General features: G+C 69.6%; 20 protein-coding genes and 1 pseudogene. 11 read left to right on the top strand and 10 right to left on the bottom strand.

Annotation, left to right across the window (positions count from 1 at the left end):
- Nucleotides 1-42: 42 nt before the first annotated feature.
- The 7 genes from glxA to LJ657_RS31865 all read right to left on the bottom strand — a co-directional run bounded on the left by glxA (nt 43) and on the right by LJ657_RS31865 (nt 7,111).
- On the bottom strand, nt 43-2,043 hold the full coding sequence (gene glxA / locus LJ657_RS31895) for a radical copper oxidase GlxA (RefSeq protein WP_232652363.1): 2,001 nt from the start codon (nt 2,041-2,043) through the stop codon (nt 43-45).
- A gap of 4 nt (nt 2,044-2,047) precedes the next feature.
- The gene (locus LJ657_RS31890) at nt 2,048-3,844 is read right to left on the bottom strand and encodes a glycosyltransferase family 2 protein (protein WP_232652362.1); all 1,797 of its coding nucleotides are present in this window, start codon (nt 3,842-3,844) and stop codon (nt 2,048-2,050) included.
- Between the two features lie 322 nt (nt 3,845-4,166).
- On the bottom strand, nt 4,167-4,817 hold the full coding sequence (locus LJ657_RS31885; RefSeq protein ID WP_232652361.1) for a TetR/AcrR family transcriptional regulator: 651 nt from the start codon (nt 4,815-4,817) through the stop codon (nt 4,167-4,169).
- Entirely contained in the window at nt 4,814-5,470 is a 657-nt protein-coding gene (locus LJ657_RS31880) for a DUF4166 domain-containing protein (RefSeq protein WP_232652401.1), read from the bottom strand. The genes LJ657_RS31885 and LJ657_RS31880 overlap by 4 nt, the downstream gene beginning before the upstream one ends.
- Before the next feature lie 98 nt (nt 5,471-5,568).
- Nucleotides 5,569-6,330 (bottom strand): hypothetical protein, encoded by a 762-nt coding sequence (locus tag LJ657_RS31875; protein WP_232652359.1) that lies wholly within the window; start codon nt 6,328-6,330, stop codon nt 5,569-5,571.
- 146 nt (nt 6,331-6,476) lie between these two features.
- Nucleotides 6,477-6,770, bottom strand: a complete 294-nt coding sequence (locus LJ657_RS31870) for an MTH1187 family thiamine-binding protein (protein ID WP_232652358.1) — start codon at nt 6,768-6,770, stop codon at nt 6,477-6,479.
- The gene (locus tag LJ657_RS31865) at nt 6,767-7,111 is read right to left on the bottom strand and encodes a DUF3817 domain-containing protein (RefSeq protein ID WP_115905837.1); all 345 of its coding nucleotides are present in this window, start codon (nt 7,109-7,111) and stop codon (nt 6,767-6,769) included. The genes LJ657_RS31870 and LJ657_RS31865 overlap by 4 nt, the downstream gene beginning before the upstream one ends.
- Nucleotides 7,112-7,271: 160 nt before the next feature.
- Between LJ657_RS31865 and LJ657_RS31860 the strand changes: the two genes are divergently transcribed.
- The 4 genes from LJ657_RS31860 (at nt 7,272) to LJ657_RS31845 (ending at nt 9,922) form a co-directional block, all read left to right on the top strand.
- Nucleotides 7,272-7,904, top strand: a complete 633-nt coding sequence (locus LJ657_RS31860; protein ID WP_232652400.1) for an AIM24 family protein — start codon at nt 7,272-7,274, stop codon at nt 7,902-7,904.
- Between the two features lies 1 nt (nt 7,905).
- Nucleotides 7,906-8,556 carry an AIM24 family protein gene (locus tag LJ657_RS31855; RefSeq protein WP_232652399.1) on the top strand — a complete coding sequence of 217 codons (651 nt, stop codon included), beginning with the start codon at nt 7,906-7,908 and terminating at the stop codon, nt 8,554-8,556.
- A complete protein-coding gene (locus LJ657_RS31850) occupies nt 8,553-9,350 on the top strand; it encodes an AIM24 family protein (RefSeq protein ID WP_232652356.1) in 798 nt (265 codons plus the stop codon). The genes LJ657_RS31855 and LJ657_RS31850 overlap by 4 nt, the downstream gene beginning before the upstream one ends.
- Nucleotides 9,351-9,445: 95 nt before the next feature.
- Nucleotides 9,446-9,922 (top strand): MarR family winged helix-turn-helix transcriptional regulator, encoded by a 477-nt coding sequence (locus tag LJ657_RS31845; RefSeq protein ID WP_232652354.1) that lies wholly within the window; start codon nt 9,446-9,448, stop codon nt 9,920-9,922.
- 57 nt (nt 9,923-9,979) lie between these two features.
- Here LJ657_RS31845 and LJ657_RS48300 read toward each other — a convergent pair.
- Nucleotides 9,980-10,393: pseudogene (locus tag LJ657_RS48300) on the bottom strand (ATP-binding protein); the annotation flags it as partial.
- A gap of 76 nt (nt 10,394-10,469) precedes the next feature.
- On the opposite strand from LJ657_RS48300, the gene LJ657_RS48730 reads away from it, so the two are divergent.
- Nucleotides 10,470-10,784, top strand: a complete 315-nt coding sequence (locus LJ657_RS48730; RefSeq protein WP_308117094.1) for a helix-turn-helix domain-containing protein — start codon at nt 10,470-10,472, stop codon at nt 10,782-10,784.
- Nucleotides 10,781-12,190 (top strand): zinc ribbon domain-containing protein, encoded by a 1,410-nt coding sequence (locus LJ657_RS31825; protein ID WP_232652351.1) that lies wholly within the window; start codon nt 10,781-10,783, stop codon nt 12,188-12,190. The genes LJ657_RS48730 and LJ657_RS31825 overlap by 4 nt, the downstream gene beginning before the upstream one ends.
- A 30-nt stretch (nt 12,191-12,220) precedes the next feature.
- Here the strand turns inward: LJ657_RS31825 and meaB are convergent, their stop codons facing one another.
- Entirely contained in the window at nt 12,221-13,177 is a 957-nt protein-coding gene (gene meaB / locus LJ657_RS31820; protein WP_232652350.1) for a methylmalonyl Co-A mutase-associated GTPase MeaB, read from the bottom strand.
- A gap of 44 nt (nt 13,178-13,221) precedes the next feature.
- Nucleotides 13,222-14,424, bottom strand: coding sequence for an acetyl-CoA C-acetyltransferase (locus LJ657_RS31815; RefSeq protein WP_232652349.1), 1,203 nt, complete (start codon nt 14,422-14,424; stop codon nt 13,222-13,224).
- A 147-nt stretch (nt 14,425-14,571) separates the two neighbouring features.
- Here LJ657_RS31815 and mce point away from each other — a divergent pair, with 147 nt between their 5' ends.
- The 5 genes from mce (at nt 14,572) to LJ657_RS31790 (ending at nt 22,260) form a co-directional block, all read left to right on the top strand.
- Nucleotides 14,572-15,012 (top strand): methylmalonyl-CoA epimerase, encoded by a 441-nt coding sequence (gene mce, locus LJ657_RS31810; RefSeq protein ID WP_115905844.1) that lies wholly within the window; start codon nt 14,572-14,574, stop codon nt 15,010-15,012.
- 211 nt (nt 15,013-15,223) lie between these two features.
- On the top strand, nt 15,224-19,102 hold the full coding sequence (gene scy, locus LJ657_RS31805; protein ID WP_232652348.1) for a polarized growth protein Scy: 3,879 nt from the start codon (nt 15,224-15,226) through the stop codon (nt 19,100-19,102).
- 183 nt (nt 19,103-19,285) lie between these two features.
- Entirely contained in the window at nt 19,286-20,221 is a 936-nt protein-coding gene (locus tag LJ657_RS31800) for a coiled-coil domain-containing protein (protein WP_232652347.1), read from the top strand.
- Nucleotides 20,222-20,485: 264 nt separating this feature from the next.
- The gene (locus tag LJ657_RS31795; protein ID WP_232652345.1) at nt 20,486-21,487 is read left to right on the top strand and encodes an ABC transporter ATP-binding protein; all 1,002 of its coding nucleotides are present in this window, start codon (nt 20,486-20,488) and stop codon (nt 21,485-21,487) included.
- Nucleotides 21,484-22,260: an ABC transporter permease gene (locus tag LJ657_RS31790; RefSeq protein ID WP_232652343.1), complete on the top strand. Its 777-nt coding sequence runs from the start codon at nt 21,484-21,486 to the stop codon at nt 22,258-22,260. The genes LJ657_RS31795 and LJ657_RS31790 overlap by 4 nt, the downstream gene beginning before the upstream one ends.
- Nucleotides 22,261-22,372: the final 112 nt, after the last annotated feature.

Below are 22,372 nucleotides of genomic sequence, written 5' to 3'. Positions count from 1 at the left end.
GGGCTTGCGGACCGGGCTTGCGGACCGGGCTTGCGGACCGGGTCACTTCACCTGGATCCACCTGGCCTCGGACGGCGTGCCCTGCGCGTCCGTCACGAACAGCATGTACCAGCCGGGCGGCACCAGGGCCCGGTCGTCCGGTACGTCGACCGTCACCGAGTGCGTGTCCTTGGTCAGGCCGAGTTCGATGGAGCGCTGCTCGACGTCGGTCGTGTGGGTGACCGCGCTGGGCCGCATGAGCCGGGCCTTCGCCACCCGTTCGGGGTGGTCGGTGCGGTAGGTCGCCCGGCGGTCCTTGCCGAGCTCCCGGGGGCCGCCCTCCAGTACGGGGCGGTTCTTGCCGTTGCGATGCAGCGCGGGCGGTGTGAAGACCTCCATGCGCTGCTCGAAGTGGCCGAGCTTGGTGTTCTGCTGGTCGTCGAAGAGCGGGTCGGAGCCGAAGGTGGCGACCCGGCCGTCGGGCAGCAGCAGTGCCTCGGAGTGGTAGTTGCGACCGACGGTCGGCGCGGCCGCCTCGTGGAAGGCGTTGCTCTTCGGGTCGTAGAACTGCGCCTTGAAGATGTTGCTGGCGCTGCGGCCGCGGTAGTCCTCGGAGCCGTTGGTGGTGAACACCGAGTCGTCCGGCATGATCACGCTGTTCAGGTACCGGGTGCCCTGGGGGAGGTCGGGCCCGTCCTTGAAGACCGGGTTGTCCTGCTTCAGATCCACGACGGCCGTGCGCGGGGTCGACCTCCTGGACTCGCCGACGCCTCCGCCGCCCAGGATCATCACCTTCTGGTCCTGCGCGGGCGGCAGCAGCAGGGAGGAGGAGGTCTCCGTCTCGTCGGGGTCGCGCAGCCCCGGCACCTTCCGGAAGGTGTTGGTCCTCAGGTCCCACAGCCCCGGTTCCCGCCCCTGGTCGGCGGGCCCGTAACCGGCGTTGGAGGACGTGTAGAAGAGCTTGCCGCCCTTGGTCAGGAAGAGCGCGGGGTACGTGGGGAAGTACCGCTTCGGGCCGGGGGACCACTTCTTGGTCCTCGGGTCGTAGATCTCGTTGTCCCCGGGGTCGATCATGCCGACGTCGTCCAGTCCGGAGACGGCGAGCACCCGTCCGTCGTCGAGTCCGACGAGCGTCGGGTACCAGCGGGCCTTCTGCATCGGGTCGACGGGCACGTAACGCTCGGCCACGGGATCGAACTCGTAGGCGGTGCGGATCCCCTGGAAGTCCTGCTTGTCGAGGGTGATCTTCTCGCTCAGCCCGTAGGTGTTGGCCGCGTCCTTGCCGGTCAGCCCGACGATGTCGTACTGCGCCTGCTTCTCGGTGACGGACAGCGGGCCGGCTTCGACGGCCTCGACGAAGACCCGGGCCTCGCCCGCCACCACCGGGGCCGGGGCCGCGGCCTGCCCGGGCCGCACCGCGCCGGCGGCGCCGACCGCGCCGACCGCGCCGGCTGCGGGCCTGGCCTTCGGGACGGTGACGTCGAACCTGCTGACGTACTCGACGCCCGCGGGCGAGCGGAAGCGGGTGCCCTTCTTCAGGAAGACCGCCTTGACGGCGCTCTCGTTCTTGACCCGCATTCCGCCGCCGGCCCGTTTGACCTCGCCGTCGAGCAGTTCGTAGCGGGCGGTGCCGCCGGCCACGAGGAGCCGCCCGTCGGGGAGTTGGGTGTGGCCGGAGCAGAAGAAGTCGGCGGGGGTGGGGATCTTCTTGAAGGTGTTCGCCTTCGGGTCCCACAGGACGGTGTCGAAGGATCCGGCGTTGAATTTCCTCTGCTCGTTGCCGGACCCGGCGACGATCAGCACCTTGCCGGTGTGCAGAAGCGCCGCGTGGATGGCGTTGGTGCGGTACTTCGCGGGAATGTCGACACGGCTCCAGGAGCCGTACTTCGCCTGGTACTCAGGCTGGGCGATCTTGTATTCGTGGTACTCCGCATCGGCGAACTCGACCGCGGCAGGGGCGTTGAGACCGGCCAGGACCACGATGCCCCCGACCCCGAGGGCGGCCCTTCTGGTCGCCCTGTTCCTGGGGTTCTTCCGGTACTTGTTCTCAGCGTTCCGGGACATGGCGCTAGTTGCCTCCTGTCGTGGATCCGGAGACCGGGGAGCCTGCGACGCCGGCGGCGAGGACGGGCTCCGTGCCGTCGACGGCACGAGCGGTCCGGTGCGGTGCGTGCCGCTCCCGCCGCTCCTTGAGGAGCGTGGAGCACCACACCGCGACCGGTGCGAGCGAGATGGCCATGGCCAGGACGGCCCAGGTGCGCATGGCCGCATGGGTGTGGTCCAGGACGACAGAGGCTGCCAGGGAGGCCGCGAGGAGGGCCGCCCAGAAGAGGTGGATACGGAAGGTGAGCAGCCGGTCGGCACTGGCGTCCGCGCCCTTGGGGGTCACGACGAACCTGCTGGGCCGGCGGGTGAGCGCCTCGCCGAAGGACTTGAGGTAGATCGGCGCGGCCAGGGCCGACATGACCATGCCGGCGAGACCGCCGGACCCCTCCGGCTCATGGGGCGAGATGTTGTGCCGCCGGTTCCACAGGTACAGCCCGATCTGCAGCGCGGCGGCGTCGCTGTAGAGCATCAGCCACACCGAGGACGCGACCTGTGTGCCGGAGGCCCCGAACCAGAGGAAGAGCACACAACTCAGGATGCCGAGAAACCAGTTGACGGCCGTCATCGGGTAGTAGACAAGCATCATGGTGTACGAGAACAGCCGCCCCGGAGCCATCCTGAACAGCGCTTTCCCGTACTGCTTGAGCAGCGTCTCGTAGGTCCCCCGTGACCAGCGCATCTGCTGCGTGAAGAAGTCCGTCCAGGAGGCGGGCCCCTCTCCGACGGCGAGTACGTCCGGGGTGTACACGGACCGCCAGTGGTTGCCCGTGACGGGGTTGCGCCGCTGGTGTATCTCGAACCCGGTGGCCATGTCCTCGGTGATGGAGTCGTACAGCCCGCCTATCTGCTTCACGGCGGCGATCCGCACCACGTTGTTCGTGCCGACGAACATGGGCGAGCGGTACCGGTTCCCGGCCCGCTGGATCAGCGCGTGGAAGAGGAACTGCTGCGACTCGGCGGCCTTGGTGACGGGATGGTCGGCATAGTTCCCGTACACCTGAGGCCCGACCACGAAGGCGACATCGGGATCCCGGAAGTACCCCATCATCCGCTCCAGGAAATTGGGGCGCGGGACGTGGTCCGTGTCGACGGAGGCGAAGAAGTCGTACGCGTCGCCGTGCACGGCGATCCAGGCGTTGTAGTTGCCGTGCTTGGTCAGGGCCTTGTGGACGCCCGCGGCCTGGTTCCACCGCGCCACGCCGCGCCGGGTGAAGTGCCGGACCCCGAGCTCCGCGCACAGGGCCTTCGCCTGCTCGTCGTCGCCCTCGTCGAGGAGCCATATGTCGAGGACGCTGCCGGGCCCGGCGTGGGTGATGCGGACGGCTCCCTCAAGGGTGGCGCGGACCATCGACAGGGGTTCCTTGCCCGGGACGTACGTGGTGAGAAACGCGACGCGGGTACCGGCCTCCGGAACGACCGGAACGGGATCACGGGCGACCAGCGTGGCATGTGCGACGGAGGCGACGTTGACCACCATGAACAGCTCGATCAGCCCGATGGATACCAGCATCGTGACGTCGAGCCCGACCAGCCAGCTCTCACCGCCGTCCCGCTCCACCCAGTGGGTGGGCCAGACCAGGTAGACGAGCAGGGTCCCGGTGAGCACCGGGGCAAGGGTCATCAGGAGCACGGCCTGTATTCGCCGTGGCTCACTGGAGAGGAGCGAGATGTACTGCACCTGGTACGACGCGTCGGTCGGCTCCGTCAGGGGTCCGGCCAGTCGGCTGTGGGTGTCGTATGCGTAGCCCTCCGACTGCACGGCGCCCTCCAGTGATTGAGGTGTGACCGGCGGACGAATACCGATCACCCCCTACAAAAGTGGAGTTCCGGGGGCACGGCGACCTGGGGGCGTCCAGGCGGGTTGTTCGACGGCGGTTCCGGGGCGGCGGGGGCCGACTCCCGCCGGGCGGAGCTGATCTTCACCGGGCGGGGATCGGTCTTCCAGCCCGTCCGGCGTTTGAGGACGAGGCCGTTCAGGCCGACCGGGGGCCTGGGGGCAGAGCCCCCAGCAGGACTCCGGGGCAGCGCCCCGGGACGGGCAGGGGCGGCGGGGGCGGGAGAACACCCCGGCACCCACCCCGTCAGCGCCGCCCCACCCGCCGCAACCGATGCCGCACCGCCCGCTGCCCCACCGGCCCGAGCTCCTCCAACACGGCCACCACAACCCCCAGTTGCTCCAGCGCGTCCAACGCCGCCGAAGCCCCCTCCGCATCCACCCCCTCGTACAACTCGATCCCCACGAACGCAGCCGCCACAGCCCGCGCCAGCCCCGCAGGATCCGCGAACTCCCCCAGCGGTGTGTCCGCCAGCACCCGCGTCAGCACCTTCTCGATCTCCGCGATCCACAGGTCGAGCCCCGCGGCGGTGGCCGGTCCCAGCGACGCGTGGGTCTGCGCCCCCGCCAACAGCTGCCCGAGCAGGGCGACATGCCCCCCGGCACGCTCCGCCTCGTGCATCTCCCGCCCCATGGCGAGCAGTTCGGACAGCGACGTCACCGCGGAGAACCGTTCCCGGTATCGCGCCACCGACTGCTCCGCGCCGTATCGGCAGGCCGCCGCGAGCAGTTCGTCCACCGAGCCGAAGTGGTAGAAGACGAGCGCCTGGTTCACCCCGGCCGCCGTCGCGATCGTGCGGGCCGACACCTTCGCGATCCCTTGCTCGGTGAGCGTGCGCAACGCCCCCTCCAGGAGTTTGGCCTTGGTTTCCCGGGACTTCGCCGTCTCGGGACTCACGCGCGCCGCTCCTCGCGCACGGGCCGCAGCCCGGGCCGCACGCCACAGGTCCGGATGTCCGTGTACGTCACCTCGAAGGACCCGTCGTAGCCGAACAGGGGCCCGAAGTACTTGTTCACCACCCGGACCCGGATACGGAAGCGCCCGGCCACATCGTCGAAGGACTCCCGCACCTCGGCGCTCGCCCCGATCAGCTCCGGCACACGTACGTCCACCGCCCCCTCCCGGAACCGGTGTTCGCCGGACCGGATCAGCAGCGACCCGTCCGGCTCGGCACTGAAGTACAGGTCGCTGGCCAGGTGCTGGTGGGTCCCGAGGTAGTCCAGGATGCGGTCCCCGCGCGGGCTCAGCACCATCTGGGCGTCGAAGCGCCGGGAACGTCCGGGCAGGTCGAAGGTGCGCACGAAGGTCACCGTCTCACGCCCGAAGGTGTCGGCGTAGGGGACATTCTCGATCACGAAGGGAACATGACGGCCCGGTCGCGGGACGAGGATGTTGCGCGTGGTGCCGAGCGCGAGAAAGGGCTTCACGAAGGATCCGCCGTGCCAGACGCGGTCCATCACCCCGCGGCCGGTGCAGGCCTCCCCGCTCGCCAGGCCGACCGAGAAGCGGCGCTGCAGCTGGGGGTGGAGGCGGTCGAAGTCCGCGCCCATGACCGTGCGGAAGATCGAGTGCGCCGAGGCGTCCGCGGGGGTCGAGTTCGTCGCCTTGGCCGAGTTCGTGCACTTGGCCGAGTTCGTGGACTTCTCCGTCATCGGTGGCTCTCCAGGGTGTGCAGAAGCCGGGGCGCACGCACGCGCGTGGGCGGCGTACGCAGACAGCGGCGGGCGGCCGGGGTGGCGGACAGCGGCGGCGCGAAGAGAGCCAGCGCCAGGGCGACCACCGCCAGCAAGGGTGTGGCGTAGAAGAACAGCGGGGCGAACGGCCCGGCCAGCCGCAGCAGACCGCCGCAGCCGAAGCCCGTGCCGGCGAGGACGATCACCAGGGCTCGCACCAGCAGCTCGGCCAGCCAGTTCGCCCGCGCCCGCTCCGGAGTGATCCCGTGCTCCAGCCAGAGCCGGAGCCGGTCGAAGGACCAGGCAGTCGCCCAGCCCATCAGCGGACGGAACAGAAGCCGGTCGGCGAGCGCTCCGAAGCCGCCCCAGCGGGGCCGGTAGTCGTAGCCGGTGAGGAAGCGGACTCCGTCTCCGTCGGGGATGTAGCGCCAGTACCCGCCGCCCTCGGCCAGCAGCGAGAGCGGATGGGCCGAGCCGAACCGGAGAGCGGACGTACGGGTCCCGTCCGGGCGCTCCCGCTCGCCCGCCGAGACTCCGGTGCCGGCGACCGTGAGGAAGGGCAGCACGCGTGTGGCGTACCGGAAATGCTGCGGTTCGCCCTCCGCGCGCGGGAGGTGGTCGATCTCGGTGAAGCGGAGGTCCCAGCGTTGATGCTGGGACGGCTCCTGCGTACGTGACCACAGTTCGTCGAGGTCGGCGCGGATGCGTGCCTCTATGTAGAGCCCTGAGCGGCCCATGCGAATCCCCCAGGTCAGGCGCGTTGTTTGAGCGACTGCTCAAGTCGCTTGACCGTGAACCTACACCTTCTTGAGCGATCGCTCAAACATGTGGCACAAGAAAACCCCGGACCGCGCGGGCCCGGGGTTCTCCATGCCGAGGAGTGTCACCCGGCGAGATAACGCTCCACCGTCTCCACCTTCGCGGTGAGACCGTCGGTCACTCCGGGGCGGATGTCCGCCTTGAGGACCAGGGACACGCGCGGCGCCCGCTCCTCGACCGCGGCGACGGCGCGCCTGACGACCTCCATCACCTGGTCCCACTCGCCCTCGATGCTCGTGAACATCGCGTCGGTGCGGTGGGGCAGGCCGGAGTCGCGGACGACACGGACGGCGTCGGCGACATACTCCCCGACCTCGTCACCGACCCCCAGCGGCGTCACTGAGAAGGCGACGATCATGCGTTCACGATTCCTTCCTGGCGCGCGCGGGAGGCGATGACGGCGTCCTCGGCGGCGCGCTTGAGCTTGCGCTCGGCGAAGAAGCCGCCGGTCGGCAGGACGGAGAGGAGGAAGTAGAGCCCCGCGGTCTTCTTGTCCCACTTCGTACGGTTCCAGGCGTCGGCCCAGAAGATCACGTACAGGATGAACAGGACGCCGTGGACCATGCCCATCACCGGGACCGCGTTGAAGTCCGTGGTCCGCTTCAACACGGAGCAGACCAGCAGGAGGAGGAAGGACACGGCCTCCGGAGCCGAGACGAGGCGCAGGCGGCGGAGGGCGGTGGCGGTCTTGATGTCCACGGGTCACCTTCGGTGGGAGACGGATCGCTCTTTGTGAACGGAAGCACAAGCGTCCGCCCATTGTGACAAACGGTTCCCCTAGGGGTGCGGTCAGGGTGTGTCTCCACCCCCGGGCCCTGTGCGGTGCACCCGCCCGGCGGCTACCTTTCGCAGCGTGGCGATGTTTCGACTCCAAGGCAGCAAGGTGCTCGCCGTCGACATGACCGGGGACGCCGTTAAGGCGAAGAACGGCTCGATGGTCGCGTACGACGGGCAGATGGCCTTCAAGAAGATGAGCGGCGGCGGTGAGGGCCTCAGGGGCATGGTGACCCGGCGGCTCACCGGTGAGCAGATGACCGTGATGGAGGTGAAGGGGCACGGGACGTGCTGGTTCGCGGACCGGGCCTCCGAGATCAACCTCGTGAGTCTCCAGGGGGACAAGCTGTACGTGGAGTCGAGCAATCTGCTCGCGACCGACGCCGGCCTCAGGACGGGCACGACCTTCACCGGGCTGCGCGGCGCCTCGCAGGGCAACGGGCTGTTCACGACGACCGTCGAGGGCCACGGCCAGGCGGCGATCATGTCGGACGGCCCGGCGGTGGTGCTGCGGGTGAGCGCGCAGTACCCGCTGACCGTCGACCCCGGCGCCTACATCGCGCACCAGGGGAACCTGCGGCAGTCCTTCCAGTCCGGCGTGACGTTCCGCACGTTCTTCGGCGAGGGCGGCGGCGAGGCCTTCCAGATCCGGTTCGAGGGGGACGGGCTGGTGTACGTACAGCCGAGCGAGCGGAACACGATCGCGGGTGATGTGTGACATGGCACTGCGCGAGATCAACTCCAAGATGGTCGAGGCGACCATCCAGCCGGGCCAGCGGTGGTTCAGCCAGCGCGGCGCGATGCTCGCCTACAAGGGCGAGGTGTCCTTCACGCCCAACATCCAGGGCGGCCAGGGCGGGATCATGTCGATGATCGGGCGGCGAGTGGCCAATGAGGCGACACCCCTGATGTCCGTCGAGGGCAGCGGCACCGTCCTGTTCGGGCACGGCGGCCACCACGTCCAGGTCATCAACCTCACCGGAGACACCCTCTACGTGGAGGCGGACCGCCTGCTCGCCTTCGAGGGCACGCTCCAGCAGGGCACGATGTTCATGGGCTCGCAGGGCGGCGTCATGGGCATGGTCCGCGGCCAGGTCACCGGCCAGGGGTTGTTCACGACCACCCTCAAGGGACACGGGTCGGTGGCCGTGATGGCCCACGGCGGCGTCTTCGAGATCCCGATCACCCCCCAGCGGCCCGTGCACGTCGACCCCCAGGCGTACGTCGCCCACCACGGCGACGTACGCAACAAGCTGTCCTCGGCGCTGGGCTGGCGCGACATGGTGGGCCGCGGCTCCGGGGAGGCCTTCCAGCTGGAGCTCAGCGGAAACGGCGCGGTGTACGTCCAGGCCTCGGAGGAGAAGCTGTGAGCGGGTACGGGACTCCGGGCGGCCCGACGGTCTTCGACCCGATGACGCTGCCGGTCGACGACAACGTCAACAAGTACACCTTCTGCGTGGAGCTCAAGGGGAGCCAGTGGTTCCTGCAGAAGGGGAAGATGATCGCCTACTACGGCTCGATGGAGTTCAACGGCATCGGCCACGGCCGGCTCGACCGCCTTGTCCGTACGTCCTTTCATTCGCCACTGCACGCGAGCGACTGGGTCGTGGCGGAGGGCTCGGGCAAGATGCTCCTCGCCGACCGGGCCTTCGACGTGAACTCGTACGACCTCGAAGACGGCAACCTGACCATTCGCTCCGGCAATCTGCTCGCTTTTCAGCCAAGTCTCGCGCTCAAGCAATCGATCGTGCCTGGTTTTCTGACACTGATCGGAACCGGAAAGTTCGTAGCCGCATCTAACGGTCCGGTGGTGTTCATGGAGCCCCCGATCCGGGTGGACCCGCAGGCGCTCGTCGGCTGGGCCGACTGCCCGTCGCCGTGCCACCACTACGACCACGGCTACCTGACGGGCGTCATGGGCGGTCTACGTGCGATGACGGGCCTCGGCGGGGCCTCCGGGGAGGAGCATCAGTTCGAGTTCGTAGGGGCCGGCACGGTCCTGCTGCAGTCCTCGGAAACCCTCATGGCCGAGCAGGCCACGGGGGCGGTTCCGCCGGAGCCCGGGGTACCCGGCGGCGGGGCACACACAGGGCCTTCACAGCAAGCCGGCTCACCGCGCCTTCCCGGACAGCTGGGAGACCTCCAGCGTCGCTTCGGGCTGTGAGCGGTAGTCTGCGGAGTGTGACGTCGAACGTGTGCACGCCGACACCACGCCACCCTCACTAGTTCGCCTTTCAACATTTTAGGTAGACTTGATTCATGGAGACCGAGACGGCCACGCGCTGGCTGACCGATGCGGAGCAGTGCGCCTGGCGCACCCACCTGGAGGTCAACAGGCTGTTGACGTACCAGCTTGAGAGGGACCTGCAGCCGTTCGGCCTGACTATGAACGACTACGAGATCCTGGTGAACCTCTCCGAGTCGGAGGACGTACGGATGCGGATGAGCGACCTCGCGTCCGCCACCCTCCAGTCCAAGAGCCGCCTCTCCCACCAGATCACGCGGATGGAGAACGCGAACCTGGTCCGCCGTGAGAACTGCGAGTCCGACCGCCGAGGGCTCTACGCGGTCCTCACGGAGCACGGCATGGAGACGATGCAGAAGGTCGCCCCGCACCATGTGGCGTCCGTGCGCAGGCACTTCATCGACCTGCTGTCCCCGGAGGCCATGGCGGAACTCGACAAGGCCCTGAAGCCCATCGCGGAGCACCTGCGCGGGCAGCGGGGACGCCCCTAGCACCTCTGGCCCCCCTGGCGCTTCCAGGGCGCGAGCGGCAGGCGGAGTCCGAACGGGGCCCGCCTGCCGGCGCGTCGCGGACGGCGTTCCGCCGTGCCGTACGGCGACGTCGCAGGCGATGGCGAGCCCGGCGCCGCCGTCGTCGCGGCTGCGGGCGTCGTCGAGCCGTACGAACCGCTCGAAGACCCGCTCGCGGTCGCCCTCGGGCACGCCGCCCCCGTCGTCGGCGACGGCCAGTACGGCGTGCTCCCCGCCGCTCCGTATGGACACGGTGACCACTGACCGGGCGTGCCGCTGTGCGGTGTCGAGGAGATTGGCGAGCACTCGCTCCAACTGCCCCCGCGATCCGGCCACTTCCACCACTCCGGCCACCCCGCCCCCCTGAATCGCCTCCTCCCGAGCCAGCGCGGCCAACTTGACCCGCGGGTCCAGCCTGGCCAGCAGCTTGTCGGCGACGAGGCGCTGCAGTCGTGCGTACGTTGGGAGACAAAAGGAGCGCTCAAGTCTGAAGAGGAAAGCGTCAGCAGGCGAACGTTCGAACCGTCACGTGATCGCAACGGTTCGAACGTACTTGCCCGCGTCGCGCACACTTCCAGTTGATTGTGTCTTTTACGCGAGGTTGCGGTGCCCGGCTCCTACGGTGATCTGCGTGCAGCTTCGTTATCAGTGCCGCGTCTACCTGACGTCCAGTCAGCTCATCTGTGCAGCCAGGGTGTTCGGGTGCCGACGTGTGGTCTGGGACGATGCTCTGGCGATGCGGACGCCGCGCAAGGCATCAAACAAACAGCTCGGCAGCCCGAAGACCCGGCTCGCGGAAGGCCCGTACCAGCAGAAGAAGGAACTGACCGGCGGTGGCCGGTGAAGGTCACGCGCATCGCCTACTCGCATCATCTCAATGCCGGGAAGTACGGGCAGTTGGATGAGCAGGCCCGGCGTCTGGGACAGGTGCGGTCGCTGGTGTGGCGCCGCTACGGCTCACTGGCCGGAGTCGGTGTCAGTGACCGTACGATCCGCGACCAGTGGATGGCGGATGGCACCGCCGATACGTTCGGAGTGCTGGCCAATGCCTGGAAAGAGACCGTGCGGGATGCGGTCGGAGACATCAAGGCCGCCCGTGAAGCGGCCAAGGTCCCAGTCCGCCGGGCGATCAGTCGCAGCATCACCGACAAGACGGAGCAGAAGCGGCTGTTCACCGCACTCAAGCGTGACCAGTGGGCAGATGACCCGTACCTGTCCCGGATGATGCGCAGACAGTGGCGCCGGGGCCGCAACCGCACGGTCAATCAGATCGTGGTGCGCTGCGACCAGTACCGGACCTACCGCCTCGGCGAGAACGGGAACATGTGGCTGGCCGTACCGTCCATGGTCCGCCGGAAGATGATCGCCATTCCGCTGAACACCACAATCGCCCCTGCGGGAACGCTACGGCTGATCCTGCGGAACGGGCTCGTCGAGGTGCACTACGCCATCGACGCCTCCGTCCTGAAGTCCTCGCAGCGGCCCTGCGGAACGGGCAGGGTCGGCGTGGACAAGGGATACACCGAAGTCCTCACCGACTCCGACGGCCACCACCACGGCGAGGAACTGGGCGAGCTCCTCCGCGCCGAATCAGACTTCCTGAAGGTCAAGGACGCCCGGCGGGCGAAGATCCGCGCCGTTGCCGAAAAGGCCGGGAAGTCCGGCAACCAGGCAAAGGCCGACCGGATGATCCGCAACAACCTCGGAACCTCCAAACGCAGCCGACGCCGTCGGGTTTTCGAGGCGAAGGTACGAACCGTCACCTTCACCGCTGTCCACGCCGTCGTGGACAAGGCGAAGCAAGTCGTCGCCGAAGACCTCACCCGGCCTTTCACCTCGCGCAAGAAGCTGGGCAAGAACACCAACCGCCGCCTCGCGATGTGGCCCAAGGGCGTCACAGCCGAGGCACTGGCGAACGTGTCGGAGCGCAGAGGTTCTGCGCTGACGCTGGTCAACGCGGCCTACACCTCACAAGTCGTCCCCTGCTGCCGAACCCTCGGCAAGCGCCAAGGGGACCGGCTTGACTGCACCCAGTGCGGGGCGGTGTGGCAAGCAGACCACGCGGGAGCGATCAACGTCCTAGAGCGAGACGGGGACCCCGGCATCTCCCTGTTCACCCCGCACACGCGGGTCAAACAGCTCATCCAGGAACGGGACGATCGCCACCGGACCAGACTGCCGGTCCAGGACTCCAGCCCCACAAGGCGGAGAGCGAAACATCCGATTCGAGCAACAACGCTCAACGAATAGGAAGCAGGTACATGCGGATCAACGGGCGCCTCAGCCCTGCGTGAGTCCCGCCACCAGTTCGTCGGCGGCACGGTACGGGTCCAGGTCCCCGCTCACGATCCGTTCCGCCAGGGCGCTCAGGCGGCGGTCGCCGTGCAGGTCGCCGATGCGTTCGCGCAGGGCCGTCACGGCGATGGTCTCGACCTCGCGGGAGGCGCGGGCCAGGCGGCGTTCCGCCAGCACGCCCCGCTCCTCCATCCAGGCCCGGTGCTTCTCCAGGGCCTCCACGACCTCGTCGACGCCCTCGGCGCGCGCGGCGACCGTCTTGACGATCGGCGGGCGCCAGTCGCCCGGACCGCGGGACTCGCCCAGGCCCAGCATGTGGTTGAGCTCGCGGGCGGTGGCGTCGGCGCCGTCGCGGTCGGCCTTGTTGACGACGTAGACGTCACCGATCTCCAGGATTCCGGCCTTCGCCGCCTGGATGCCGTCGCCCATCCCGGGGGCCAGCAGCACCACGGACGTGTCCGCCTGGGAGGCGATCTCCACCTCCGACTGGCCGACACCTACCGTCTCCACGAGGATCACGTCGCAGCCCGCCGCGTCCAGCACCCGGATCGCCTGCGGGGCGGCCCACGCGAGGCCGCCCAGGTGGCCGCGGGTCGCCATCGAGCGGATGTACACGCCGGGGTCCGAGGCGTGCTCCGACATCCGCACGCGGTCGCCGAGCAACGCTCCGCCGGAGAACGGGGACGACGGGTCGACGGCCAGGACGCCGACCCGCCTGCCCTGCTTGCGGTACGCCGTGACGAGCGCGGACGTGGAGGTCGACTTGCCGACGCCCGGCGAGCCGGTCAGACCGACCACATAGGCGTTGCCCGTCAGCGGAGCGAGTGTCTCCATGACCTCCCTGAGCTGCGGGGACGCCCCCTCCACCAGGGAGATCAGCCGGGCCACGGCCCGCGGCCGGCCTTCCCTCGCCTGGGCGACGAGTGTGGAGACGTCCTGCATCACAGCTCCGTTCAGAGAAGTACAGAGGTACGTGGAGAAAGGGTTCAGGCCTTGGGTACCCGCACGATCAGTGCGTCACCCTGACCGCCGCCACCGCACAGCGCGGCCGCACCCACGCCGCCGCCCCGGCGCTTGAGCTCCAGCGCCAGATGCAGGACGAGCCGGGCGCCGGACATGCCGATGGGGTGGCCCAGGGCGATGGCGCCGCCGTTGACATTCACCTTTTCCGCTGAAACTCCGAGGTCCTTCATTGACTGCACCGCCACGGCGGCGAAGGCCTCGTTGATCTCGATGAGGTCCAGGTCCTCGACGTCCAGGCCCTCCTTCTTCAGGGCGTGCAGGATCGCGTTGGACGGCTGCGACTGGAGCGAGTTGTCGGGGCCCGCCACGTTGCCGTGGGCGCCGATCTCGGCGATCCAGTCCAGGCCCAGCTCCTGCGCCTTGGCCTTGCTCATCACGACCACGGCCGCCGCACCGTCCGAGATCTGCGAGGCGGAACCGGCCGTGATCGTGCCGTCCCGGGTGAACGCCGGGCGCAGCTTGCCCAGGGACTCCGCGGTCGTGTCGCCGCGGATGCCCTCGTCCTTGCTGAACAGGACGGGGTCGCCCTTGCGCTGCGGGATCTCGACCGGGGTGATCTCGGCCTCGAAGAGGCCGTTCTTCTGGGCGGCGGCCGCGCGCTGGTGGGACTGGGCGGCGATCTCGTCCTGCTCGGGGCGCCGGATGCCGAGGCGGGTGTTGTGCTTCTCCGTCGACTCGCCCATGGCGATGTTCTCGAAGGCGTCGGTCAGGCCGTCGTACGCCATGGCGTCGAGCATCTCGATCGCGCCGTACTTGAAGCCCTCGCGGGACTTCGGCAGCAGGTGGGGCGCGTTGGTCATGGATTCCTGGCCGCCCGCGACGATCACGTCGAACTCGCCGGCGCGGATCAGCTGGTCGGCGAGGGCGATGGCGTCGAGGCCGGACAGACACACCTTGTTGACGGTGAGCGCCGGGACGTTCATCGGGATGCCGGCCTTGACGGCGGCCTGGCGTGCCGGGATCTGCCCTGCCCCGGCCTGCAGCACCTGACCCATGATCACGTACTGCACCTGGTCGCCACCGATCCCCGCACGGTCGAGGGCGGCCTTGATCGCGAAGCCGCCGAGGTCGGCTCCGGAGAAGGACTTGAGGGAGCCCAGCAGCCGTCCCATGGGGGTACGTGCCCCCGCGACGATCACCGAGGTCGTGCTGTTAGATCCAGACATGAGCTGCGATCCCCTTCCGGCTGCACTGCCGAGGAGTGAACGAGGGTTTACTTCGAATGTACTGAGTGGCACTCCGTGCCGTCACCCGGCAGTCGGTGTGATCGCTGGCACGTTGCGTAACCATCCCCGGAGCGCTGCACTAACACCATGCTGACGCGAATCGACCACATCGGAATCGCCTGTTTCGATCTCGACAAGACCGTCGAGTTCTACCGGGCCACATACGGCTTCGAGGTGTTCCACTCCGAGGTCAACGAGGAGCAGGGCGTCCGCGAGGCCATGCTCAAGATCAACGAAACGTCCGACGGCGGTGCCTCCTACCTGCAGCTTCTGGAGCCGACGCGACCGGACTCGACCGTCGCCAAGTGGCTCGACAAGAACGGCGAGGGTGTCCACCACATCGCTTTCGGTACGGCGGACGTGGACGCCGACGCGGCCGACATCAAGGAAAAGGGCGTACGCGTTCTGTACGAAGAGCCCCGGCGCGGCTCCATGGGGTCACGAATCACGTTCCTGCACCCCAAGGACTGCCACGGCGTTCTGACAGAACTGGTCACTTCCGCGCCTGTTGAGTCACCTGAGCACTGACCCCCGTACATATGGGCCGGTAGGGTTGGGGGCGGTCGCCGCTTTCCAGGGGGGTGACCGCACGCCGGGGACCGTGTTTCGGGGGTCGAGCGTCGGGGCAGCAGCCCATGCTCCGCCGATGATCTGACACCATTCCCCGGGGGCCCCGTTCGGCGGATGGACGGAGCTCGTTTGGCCAGACTTGCGACCAGGGGACGGATGGGACCGCGCAGTGCGGGGCTACGAACGCCAGGAGCGAGAGCCGGCGGCTGACGTCGACCACCTCTCTCGGTTCGAGGCCGAGATGGAGCGGCTGAAGACCGAGCGGGAAAAGGCGATCCAGCACGCCGAGGACCTCGGCTACCAGGTCGAGGTGCTGCGCGCCAAGCTGCACGAGGCGCGCCGCACCATCATGTCCCGGCCCTCCTTCGACGGCGGTGACATCGGCTACCAGGCCGAGCAGCTGCTGCGGAACGCGCAGATCCAGGCCGACCAGCTGCGCCAGGACGCCGAGCGCGAGCTGAGCCAGGCGCGGGCGCAGACCCAGCGCATCCTCCAGGAGCACGCGGAGCAGGCCGCCCGGCTGCAGGCCGAGCTGCACCAGGAGGCGGTCACCCGCCGCCAGCAGCTGGACCAGGAGCTAGCGGAGCGCCGGCAGACCGTCGAGTCGCATGTCAACGAGAACGTGGCGTGGGCGGAGCAACTGCGCGCCCGTACGGAGTCCCAGGCGCGCCGGCTGCTCGACGAGTCCCGTGCCGAGGCCGAGCAGGCCCTGACGGCCGCCCGTGCGGAGGCCGAGCGGGTCGCGACCGAGGCCAGGCAGCGGCTGCAGAGCGAGGCCGAGGAGGCCCGCGCGGAGGCCGATCAGCTGCTGCGCCGGGCCCGTGCGGACGCCGAGCGGCTGCTGAACGCCGCGTCCACCCAGGCCCAGGAGGCCACCGACCACGCCGAGCAGCTGCGCTCCTCCACGGCCACGGAGTCGGACTCCGCCCGCCGCCAGTCGCAGGAGCTGAGCCGGGCCGCCGAGCAGCGCATGGCGGAGGCCGAGGAGGCGCTGCGCAAGGCGCAGGCCGAGGCCGACAAGCTGGTCACCGAGGCCACGGCGGCCGCCGAGAAGGCCCTCGCCAGCGCCGAGTCGACGAACGAGCAGCGCACGCGTACGGCGAAGGAGCAGGTCGCCCGGCTGGTCGAGGAGGCCACGAAGGAGGCCGAGGCCACCAAGTCGGACGCCGAACAGGTCGTCTCGGACGCCCGTTCGGAGGCCGAGCGGATCGTCGCCGAGGCCTCCGAGAAGGCCCGCACGATCACCGCCGAGGAGAGCGCGACCCAGCTGTCCAAGGCGGCCAAGACCGCCGAGGACGTCCTCAACAGGGCGCAGGAGGACGCGAAGAACACCACCAAGGCCGCCGCGGAGGAGGCCGAGCGGATCCGCTCCGAGGCCGAGGCCGAGGCGGACCGGCTGCGCGCCGAGGCGCACGACATCTCCGAGCAGCTCAAGGGCGCGGCCAAGGACGACACCAAGGAGTACCGCGCCAAGACGGTCGAGCTGCAGGAGGAGGCGCGCCGGCTGCGCGGCGAGGCCGAGCAGCTGCGTGCCGACGCGGTCGCCGAGGGCGAGAAGATCCGCGCTGAGGCCCGCAAGGAGGCCGTCCAGCAGATCGAGGAGGCGGCCAAGACCGCCGAGGAGCTGCTGGCGAAGTCCCGGCAGGACGCGGACGAGCTGCGCCAGAAGGCCACCGCGGACAGCGAGAAGGTCCGTACGGAGGCCATCGAGCGGGCGACCACGCTGCGCCGGCAGGCCGAGGAGACCCTCCAGCGCACCCGTCAGGAGGCGGAGCGGCACCGCGAGGAGGTCGTCGAGCAGGCCGAGGGCATCAAGGCCGAGGCCGAGGAGGCCGCGCGCGAGCTGCGCGCGGAGACCGAGCGGGCCATGGAGGCCCGGCGCGCCGAGGCCGCGGGCGAGCTGACCCGGCTGCAGACCGAGGCCGAGGAGCGCCTCGCCGCCGCCGAGCAGGCCCTGACCGACGCCCGTGACGAGGCGTCGCGGATCCGCCGCGAGGCCGCCGAGGAGAGCGAGCGGCTGCGCGCCGAGGCCGCCGAGCGGATCCGCACGCTGCAGGCGCAGGCCGAGGCGGAGGCCGATCGGCTGCGCGACGAGGCCGCTTCGGACGCGTCCGCGTCCCGCGCCGAGGGCGAGGCCATCGCCGTACGCCTGCGGTCCGAGGCCGCAGCGGAGGCGGAGCGGCTGAGGTCGGAGGCCCAGGAGAGCGCCGACCGGGTGCGGACGGAGGCGCTGGCCGCCGCCGAGCGGCTCGGCACCGAGGCGTCCGAGACGCTGGCCGCCGCGCAGGAGGAGGCCAACCGGCGCCGTCGCGAGGCCGACGAGACCCTCGGCGCCGCGCGCACCGAGGCCGACCAGGAGCGCGAGCGGGCGCGCGAGCAGAGCGAGGAGCTGCTGGCCTCGGCGCGCAACCGCGTGGAGGAGGCGCAGGCCGAGGCGGTCCGGCTGGTCGAGGAGGCCGACCGGCGCGCGAACGAGATGGTGTCGGGCGCCGAGCAACACGCCCAGCAGGTACGGGACTCCGTGTCCGGGCTGCACGAGCAGGCCCAGGAGGAGATCACCGGGCTGCGCAGCGCCGCCGAGCACGCGGCGGACCGTACCCGGCGCGAGGCGCAGGAGGAGGCGGACCGGGTCCGCTCCGACGCCTACGCCGAGCGGGAGCGGGCCAGCGAGGACGCGGGCCGCATCCGGCGCGAGGCGAACGAGGAGACCGACGCCGCCAAGTCGCTTGCCGAGCGCACGGTTTCGGAGGCGATCGCGGAGTCGGAGCGGCTGCGTTCGGACGCGGCCGAGTACGCGCAGCGGGTGCGTACGGAGGCGTCGGACGCCATCGCGGAGGCCGACCAGGCGGCGGCGCGCACCCGGGCGGACGCCCGCGAGGACGCCAACCGCATCCGCTCGGACGCGGCGACGCAGGCGGACGCCCTCATCACCGAGGCGCGCAGCGAGGCCGAGCGGCTCACCACGGAGACGGTCCGGGACACCGACCGGCTGCGCACCGAGACGGTCGCGGAGGCCGAACGGGTGCGGTCCGAGGCGGTCGCCAAGGCGGAGAAGCTCATCGCGGACGCCACCGGGGACGCGGAGCGGCTGCGCGCCGAGGCCGCCGACACGGTCGGGGCGGCGCAGCAGCACGCCGAGCGGACCCGCAGCGAGTCGGAGCGGGTCAGGGCGGAGGCGGCTGCGGAGGCCGAGCGTCTGGTCAACGCCGCGCGCGAGGAGGCCGAGCGCACCCTCGACGAGGCCCGCAAGGACGCGGGCAAGCGGCGCCAGGACGTGGCCGAGCAGGTCGACACCCTCATCACGGAGACCACGGCCGAGGCCGACAAGCTGCTCTCCGAGGCGCAGCAGCAGGCCCACAAGACCACCGCCGACGCCGAGGCGCAGGCCGACACGATGGTGGGTGCGGCCCGCAAGGAGGCCGACCGCCTGGTGTCGGAGGCGACGGTCGAGGGCAACTCGCGGGTGGAGAAGGCCCGTACGGACGCGGACGAGCTGCTCGTCGGCGCCCGCCGGGACGCCACCCAGATCCGAGAGCGCGCCGAGGAGCTGCGCGAACGCATCACCGGCGAGATCGAGGCGCTGCACGAGCGGGCCCGCCGCGAGTCCGCGGAGACCATGAAGTCGGCCGGCGACCGCTGCGACGCGCTCATCAAGGCCGCAGAGGAGCAGCTGGCCAAGGCTCAGGCCAAGGCCAAGGAGCTGGTCTCGGAGGCCAACTCCGAGGCGGGCAAGGTCCGTATCGCCGCCGTGAAGAAGGCCGAGGGGCTCCTGAAGGAGGCCGAGCAGAAGAAGTCGGCGCTCGTGAGGGAGGCCGAGGAGCTCAAGGCCGAGGCGATCCGCGAGGCCAGGCGCACCGTCGAGGAGGGAAAGCGCGAGCTGGAGATCCTGGTGCGCCGGCGCGAGGACATCAACGCCGAGATCTCCCGTGTCCAGGACGTCCTGGAGGCGTTGGAGTCTTTCGAGGCCCCGACTGCGGGCAAGGACGGTGGCGTCAAGGCGGGGGCCACGGTCGGCGCCCCTCGTTCGGGTAAGCCGTCGGACAGCTGATCGACAGGTCCACATGGGGCGCGGTCTGGGGCCTTTGACCAATTTTTTGGCAAGTGGTCCGAGGGTTAGCCACCCAAAAGGGGTGTCATTCTCCAGATCAAACACGTATCCGCTCGATGACACACCGCTTCGGCCCCTAGGATTCCCCCTATCACCTCACCGGTCTCATTTGACAGGAACCCCATGAGCGACACTTCCCCCTACGGCTTCGAGCTTGTGCGGCGTGGGTACGACCGCGCTCAGGTGGACGAACGAATCTCCAAGCTCGTCTCCGACCGTGACAGCGCTCTCGCCCGCATCACCGCTCTGGAAAAGCGCATCGAGGAGCTCCACCTCGAGACGCAGAACGCCCAGGCTCAGGTAAGCGACGCGGAACCGTCGTACGCCGGCCTCGGCGCGCGTGTCGAGAAGATCCTCCGCCTCGCCGAGGAAGAGGCCAAGGATCTGCGCGAGGAGGCCCGTCGCGCGGCCGAGCAGCACCGCGAACTTGCGGAGTCGGCGGCCCAGCAGGTCCGCAACGACGCAGAATCGTTCGCTGCGGAGCGCAAGGCCAAGGCCGAGGACGAGGGCGTCCGGATCGTCGAGAAGGCCAAGAGCGACTCCTCCCAGCTGCGCCAGGAGGCCCAGAAGGACGCTCAGCAGAAGCGCGAGGAGGCCGACGCCCTCTTCGAGGAGACCCGCGCCAAGGCCGCGCAGGCCGCCGCCGACTTCGAGACGAACCTCGCCAAGCGCCGCGAGCAGTCCGAGCGCGACCTGGCGTCCCGTCAGGCCAAGGCCGAGAAGCGCCTCGCGGAGATCGAGCACCGCGCGGAGCAGCTCCGCCTGGAGGCCGAGAAGCTGCGCACCGACGCCGAGCGCCGCGCCCGCCAGACGGTGGAGACGGCCCAGCGCCAGGCCGAGGACATCGTGGCCGACGCGAACGCCAAGGCCGACCGGATCCGTTCGGAATCCGAGCGCGAGCTGGCCGCCCTCACCAACCGCCGCGACAGCATCAACGCCCAGCTGACGAACGTCCGCGAGATGCTCGCGACGCTCACGGGCGCCGCGGTGGCCGCGGCCGGTTCCCCGGCCGAGGACGAGCCGATCTCCCGTGGGGTTCCGGCGCAGCAGACCCGGTAACACCGCCTGACGGCAGCAGAGGCCCGCACCATCTCCCCCGAGGGTGCGGGCCTTTGGCGTGTTCCTCACGACACCGGGGTGCTCACGGCACCAGGGCAGGAAGATCTCGTCGGCGAGTTCCATCGGCGTGCCCTCCGTCAGCGGCTCGGCGGCTCCGTCGGCGCCGCGGTCCTCGCCGGTCTCCTGCTCCCCGCCCGGCACCGGGAGGCCGGCCCGGGGCCCGCTCAAGTGGCAGCCCCCGAAGCCCGGTCTTAGCGTGACTTCATGATCGAGCTCGTGGGCCTGACCAAGCGGTACGGCGAGAAACTGGCGGTCAACAACCTCACCTTCACCGTCAGACCCGGCATGGTGACCGGGTTCCTCGGGCCGAACGGGGCCGGCAAGTCGACGACGATGCGGATGATGCTGGGGCTCGACCGGCCCACCGCCGGAGACGTCCGGATCGACGGCATCCGCTACGACCGCCTCAGGGACCCCCTGCGGTACATCGGCGCCCTGCTGGACGCCAAGGCCGTGCACGGCGGCCGTAGCGCCTTCAACCATCTGCTGTGTCTCGCGCAGAGCAACGGCATCCCGCAGCGGCGGGTGGCCGAGGTCCTGGACACGGTGGGCCTCACGGCGGTCGCGAGGAAGAAGGCCAAAGGTTTCTCACTGGGTATGGGGCAGCGGCTCGGGATCGCGGGGGCGCTGCTCGGCGACCCACGGATCCTGATGTTCGACGAGCCGGTCAACGGCCTCGACCCCGAGGGCATCCACTGGATCCGCAATCTGATGAAGTCCCTGGCCGCCCAGGGACGTACCGTCTTCGTCTCCTCCCATCTGATGAGCGAGATGGCGCTGACCGCCGACCACCTCGTCGTCATCGGGCAGGGGCGGCTGCTCGCCGACACCTCCATGGCCGACTTCATCGAGCGGAACTCGCGCTCGTACATCCGGATCCGCTCCCCGCAGCGCGAGCGGCTGCTCGATGTGCTGCACGACGAGGGCGTCACCGTCATCGAGTCCGGCAGCGGGGCGCTCGAGGTGGACGGCGGCAAGGCCGAACAGATCGGCGAACTCGTCGCACAGCACCAGATCGTGCTGCACGAGCTGAGCCCCCAGCAGGCCTCCCTGGAGGAGGCGTTCATGCGGCTGACCGCGGAGTCGGTCGAGTACCACGCGCATGCCGACACCCCCCTCGAAGCTCCCTTCGAAGGGCGCTTCGAACCACGCTTCGAGAGAGCCCCCGAGCGGCAGCACTGGGGCGAGGACTGGACGAGGAGATGAGCATGGCGGCGACACAGGTCGTACGGTCCGAATGGACCAAGATCCGGTCGGTGGCGTCCACAGTGTGGACGCTCTCCCTCGCCGTGGTCGTCACCATCGCCCTCGGCATGCTGATCACGGCGCTGTCCAGGCACGAGTTCGACAGGATGAGCCGGCAGGACCGGCTCACCTTCGACCCGACCTACATCAGCTTCGCGGGCATGAGCCTGGGCCAGCTCGCGATGATCGTGTTCGGGGTGCTCGTCGTGTCGAACGAGTACAGCACCGGAATGATCCGCACCTCGCTGGCCGCAGTACCGCAGCGCGGCACCTTCCTGTTCAGCAAGATCGCCGTGGCGACCGGCCTCGCACTGGTCGTCGCCCTGGCGACCAGCTTCGTCGCCTTCTTCCTCGGACAGGCGATGCTCGGCGCGCACCGCGCCTCGATCGGCGACCCGCACGTCCTGCGCGCCGTGATCGGCGGCGGCATCTACATGACCCTCATCGCGGTGTTCTCGATGGGCGTCGCCGCGATGCTGCGCTCACCGATGCTGTCGCTGGGCATCCTGATGCCGTTCTTCTTCCTGATCTCCAACATCCTGGGCAACGTCGACGCGACGAAGAAGATCGGCCGGTTCCTGCCGGACCAGGCCGGCAGCAAGATCATGCAGGTGGTCCCGCGGGTCGGCGAGGACACCGCGTACGGGCCCTGGGGCGGGCTCGGGATCATGATGCTGTGGGCGGTCGCGGCCCTCGCGGGCGGCTATGTGCTGCTGAAGAAGCGGGACGCGTAGCGCTCCCGGGCAGGGCTCCGCACCGGGAAGCGGAGTCCCATTGCTTTACTTTCATTTGAGCGGAACCGTCAGCTCCTCGATATCCTCCTAACCCTTACGGGGGCGTGTGCCC

Source organism: Streptomyces guryensis (genome assembly GCF_021261325.1).
GTDB classification, from domain to species: domain Bacteria; phylum Actinomycetota; class Actinomycetes; order Streptomycetales; family Streptomycetaceae; genus Streptomyces; species Streptomyces guryensis.
The sequence above is the reverse complement of the archived record's forward strand: the minus strand, read 5'-3'. Positions and strand labels throughout refer to the sequence as shown.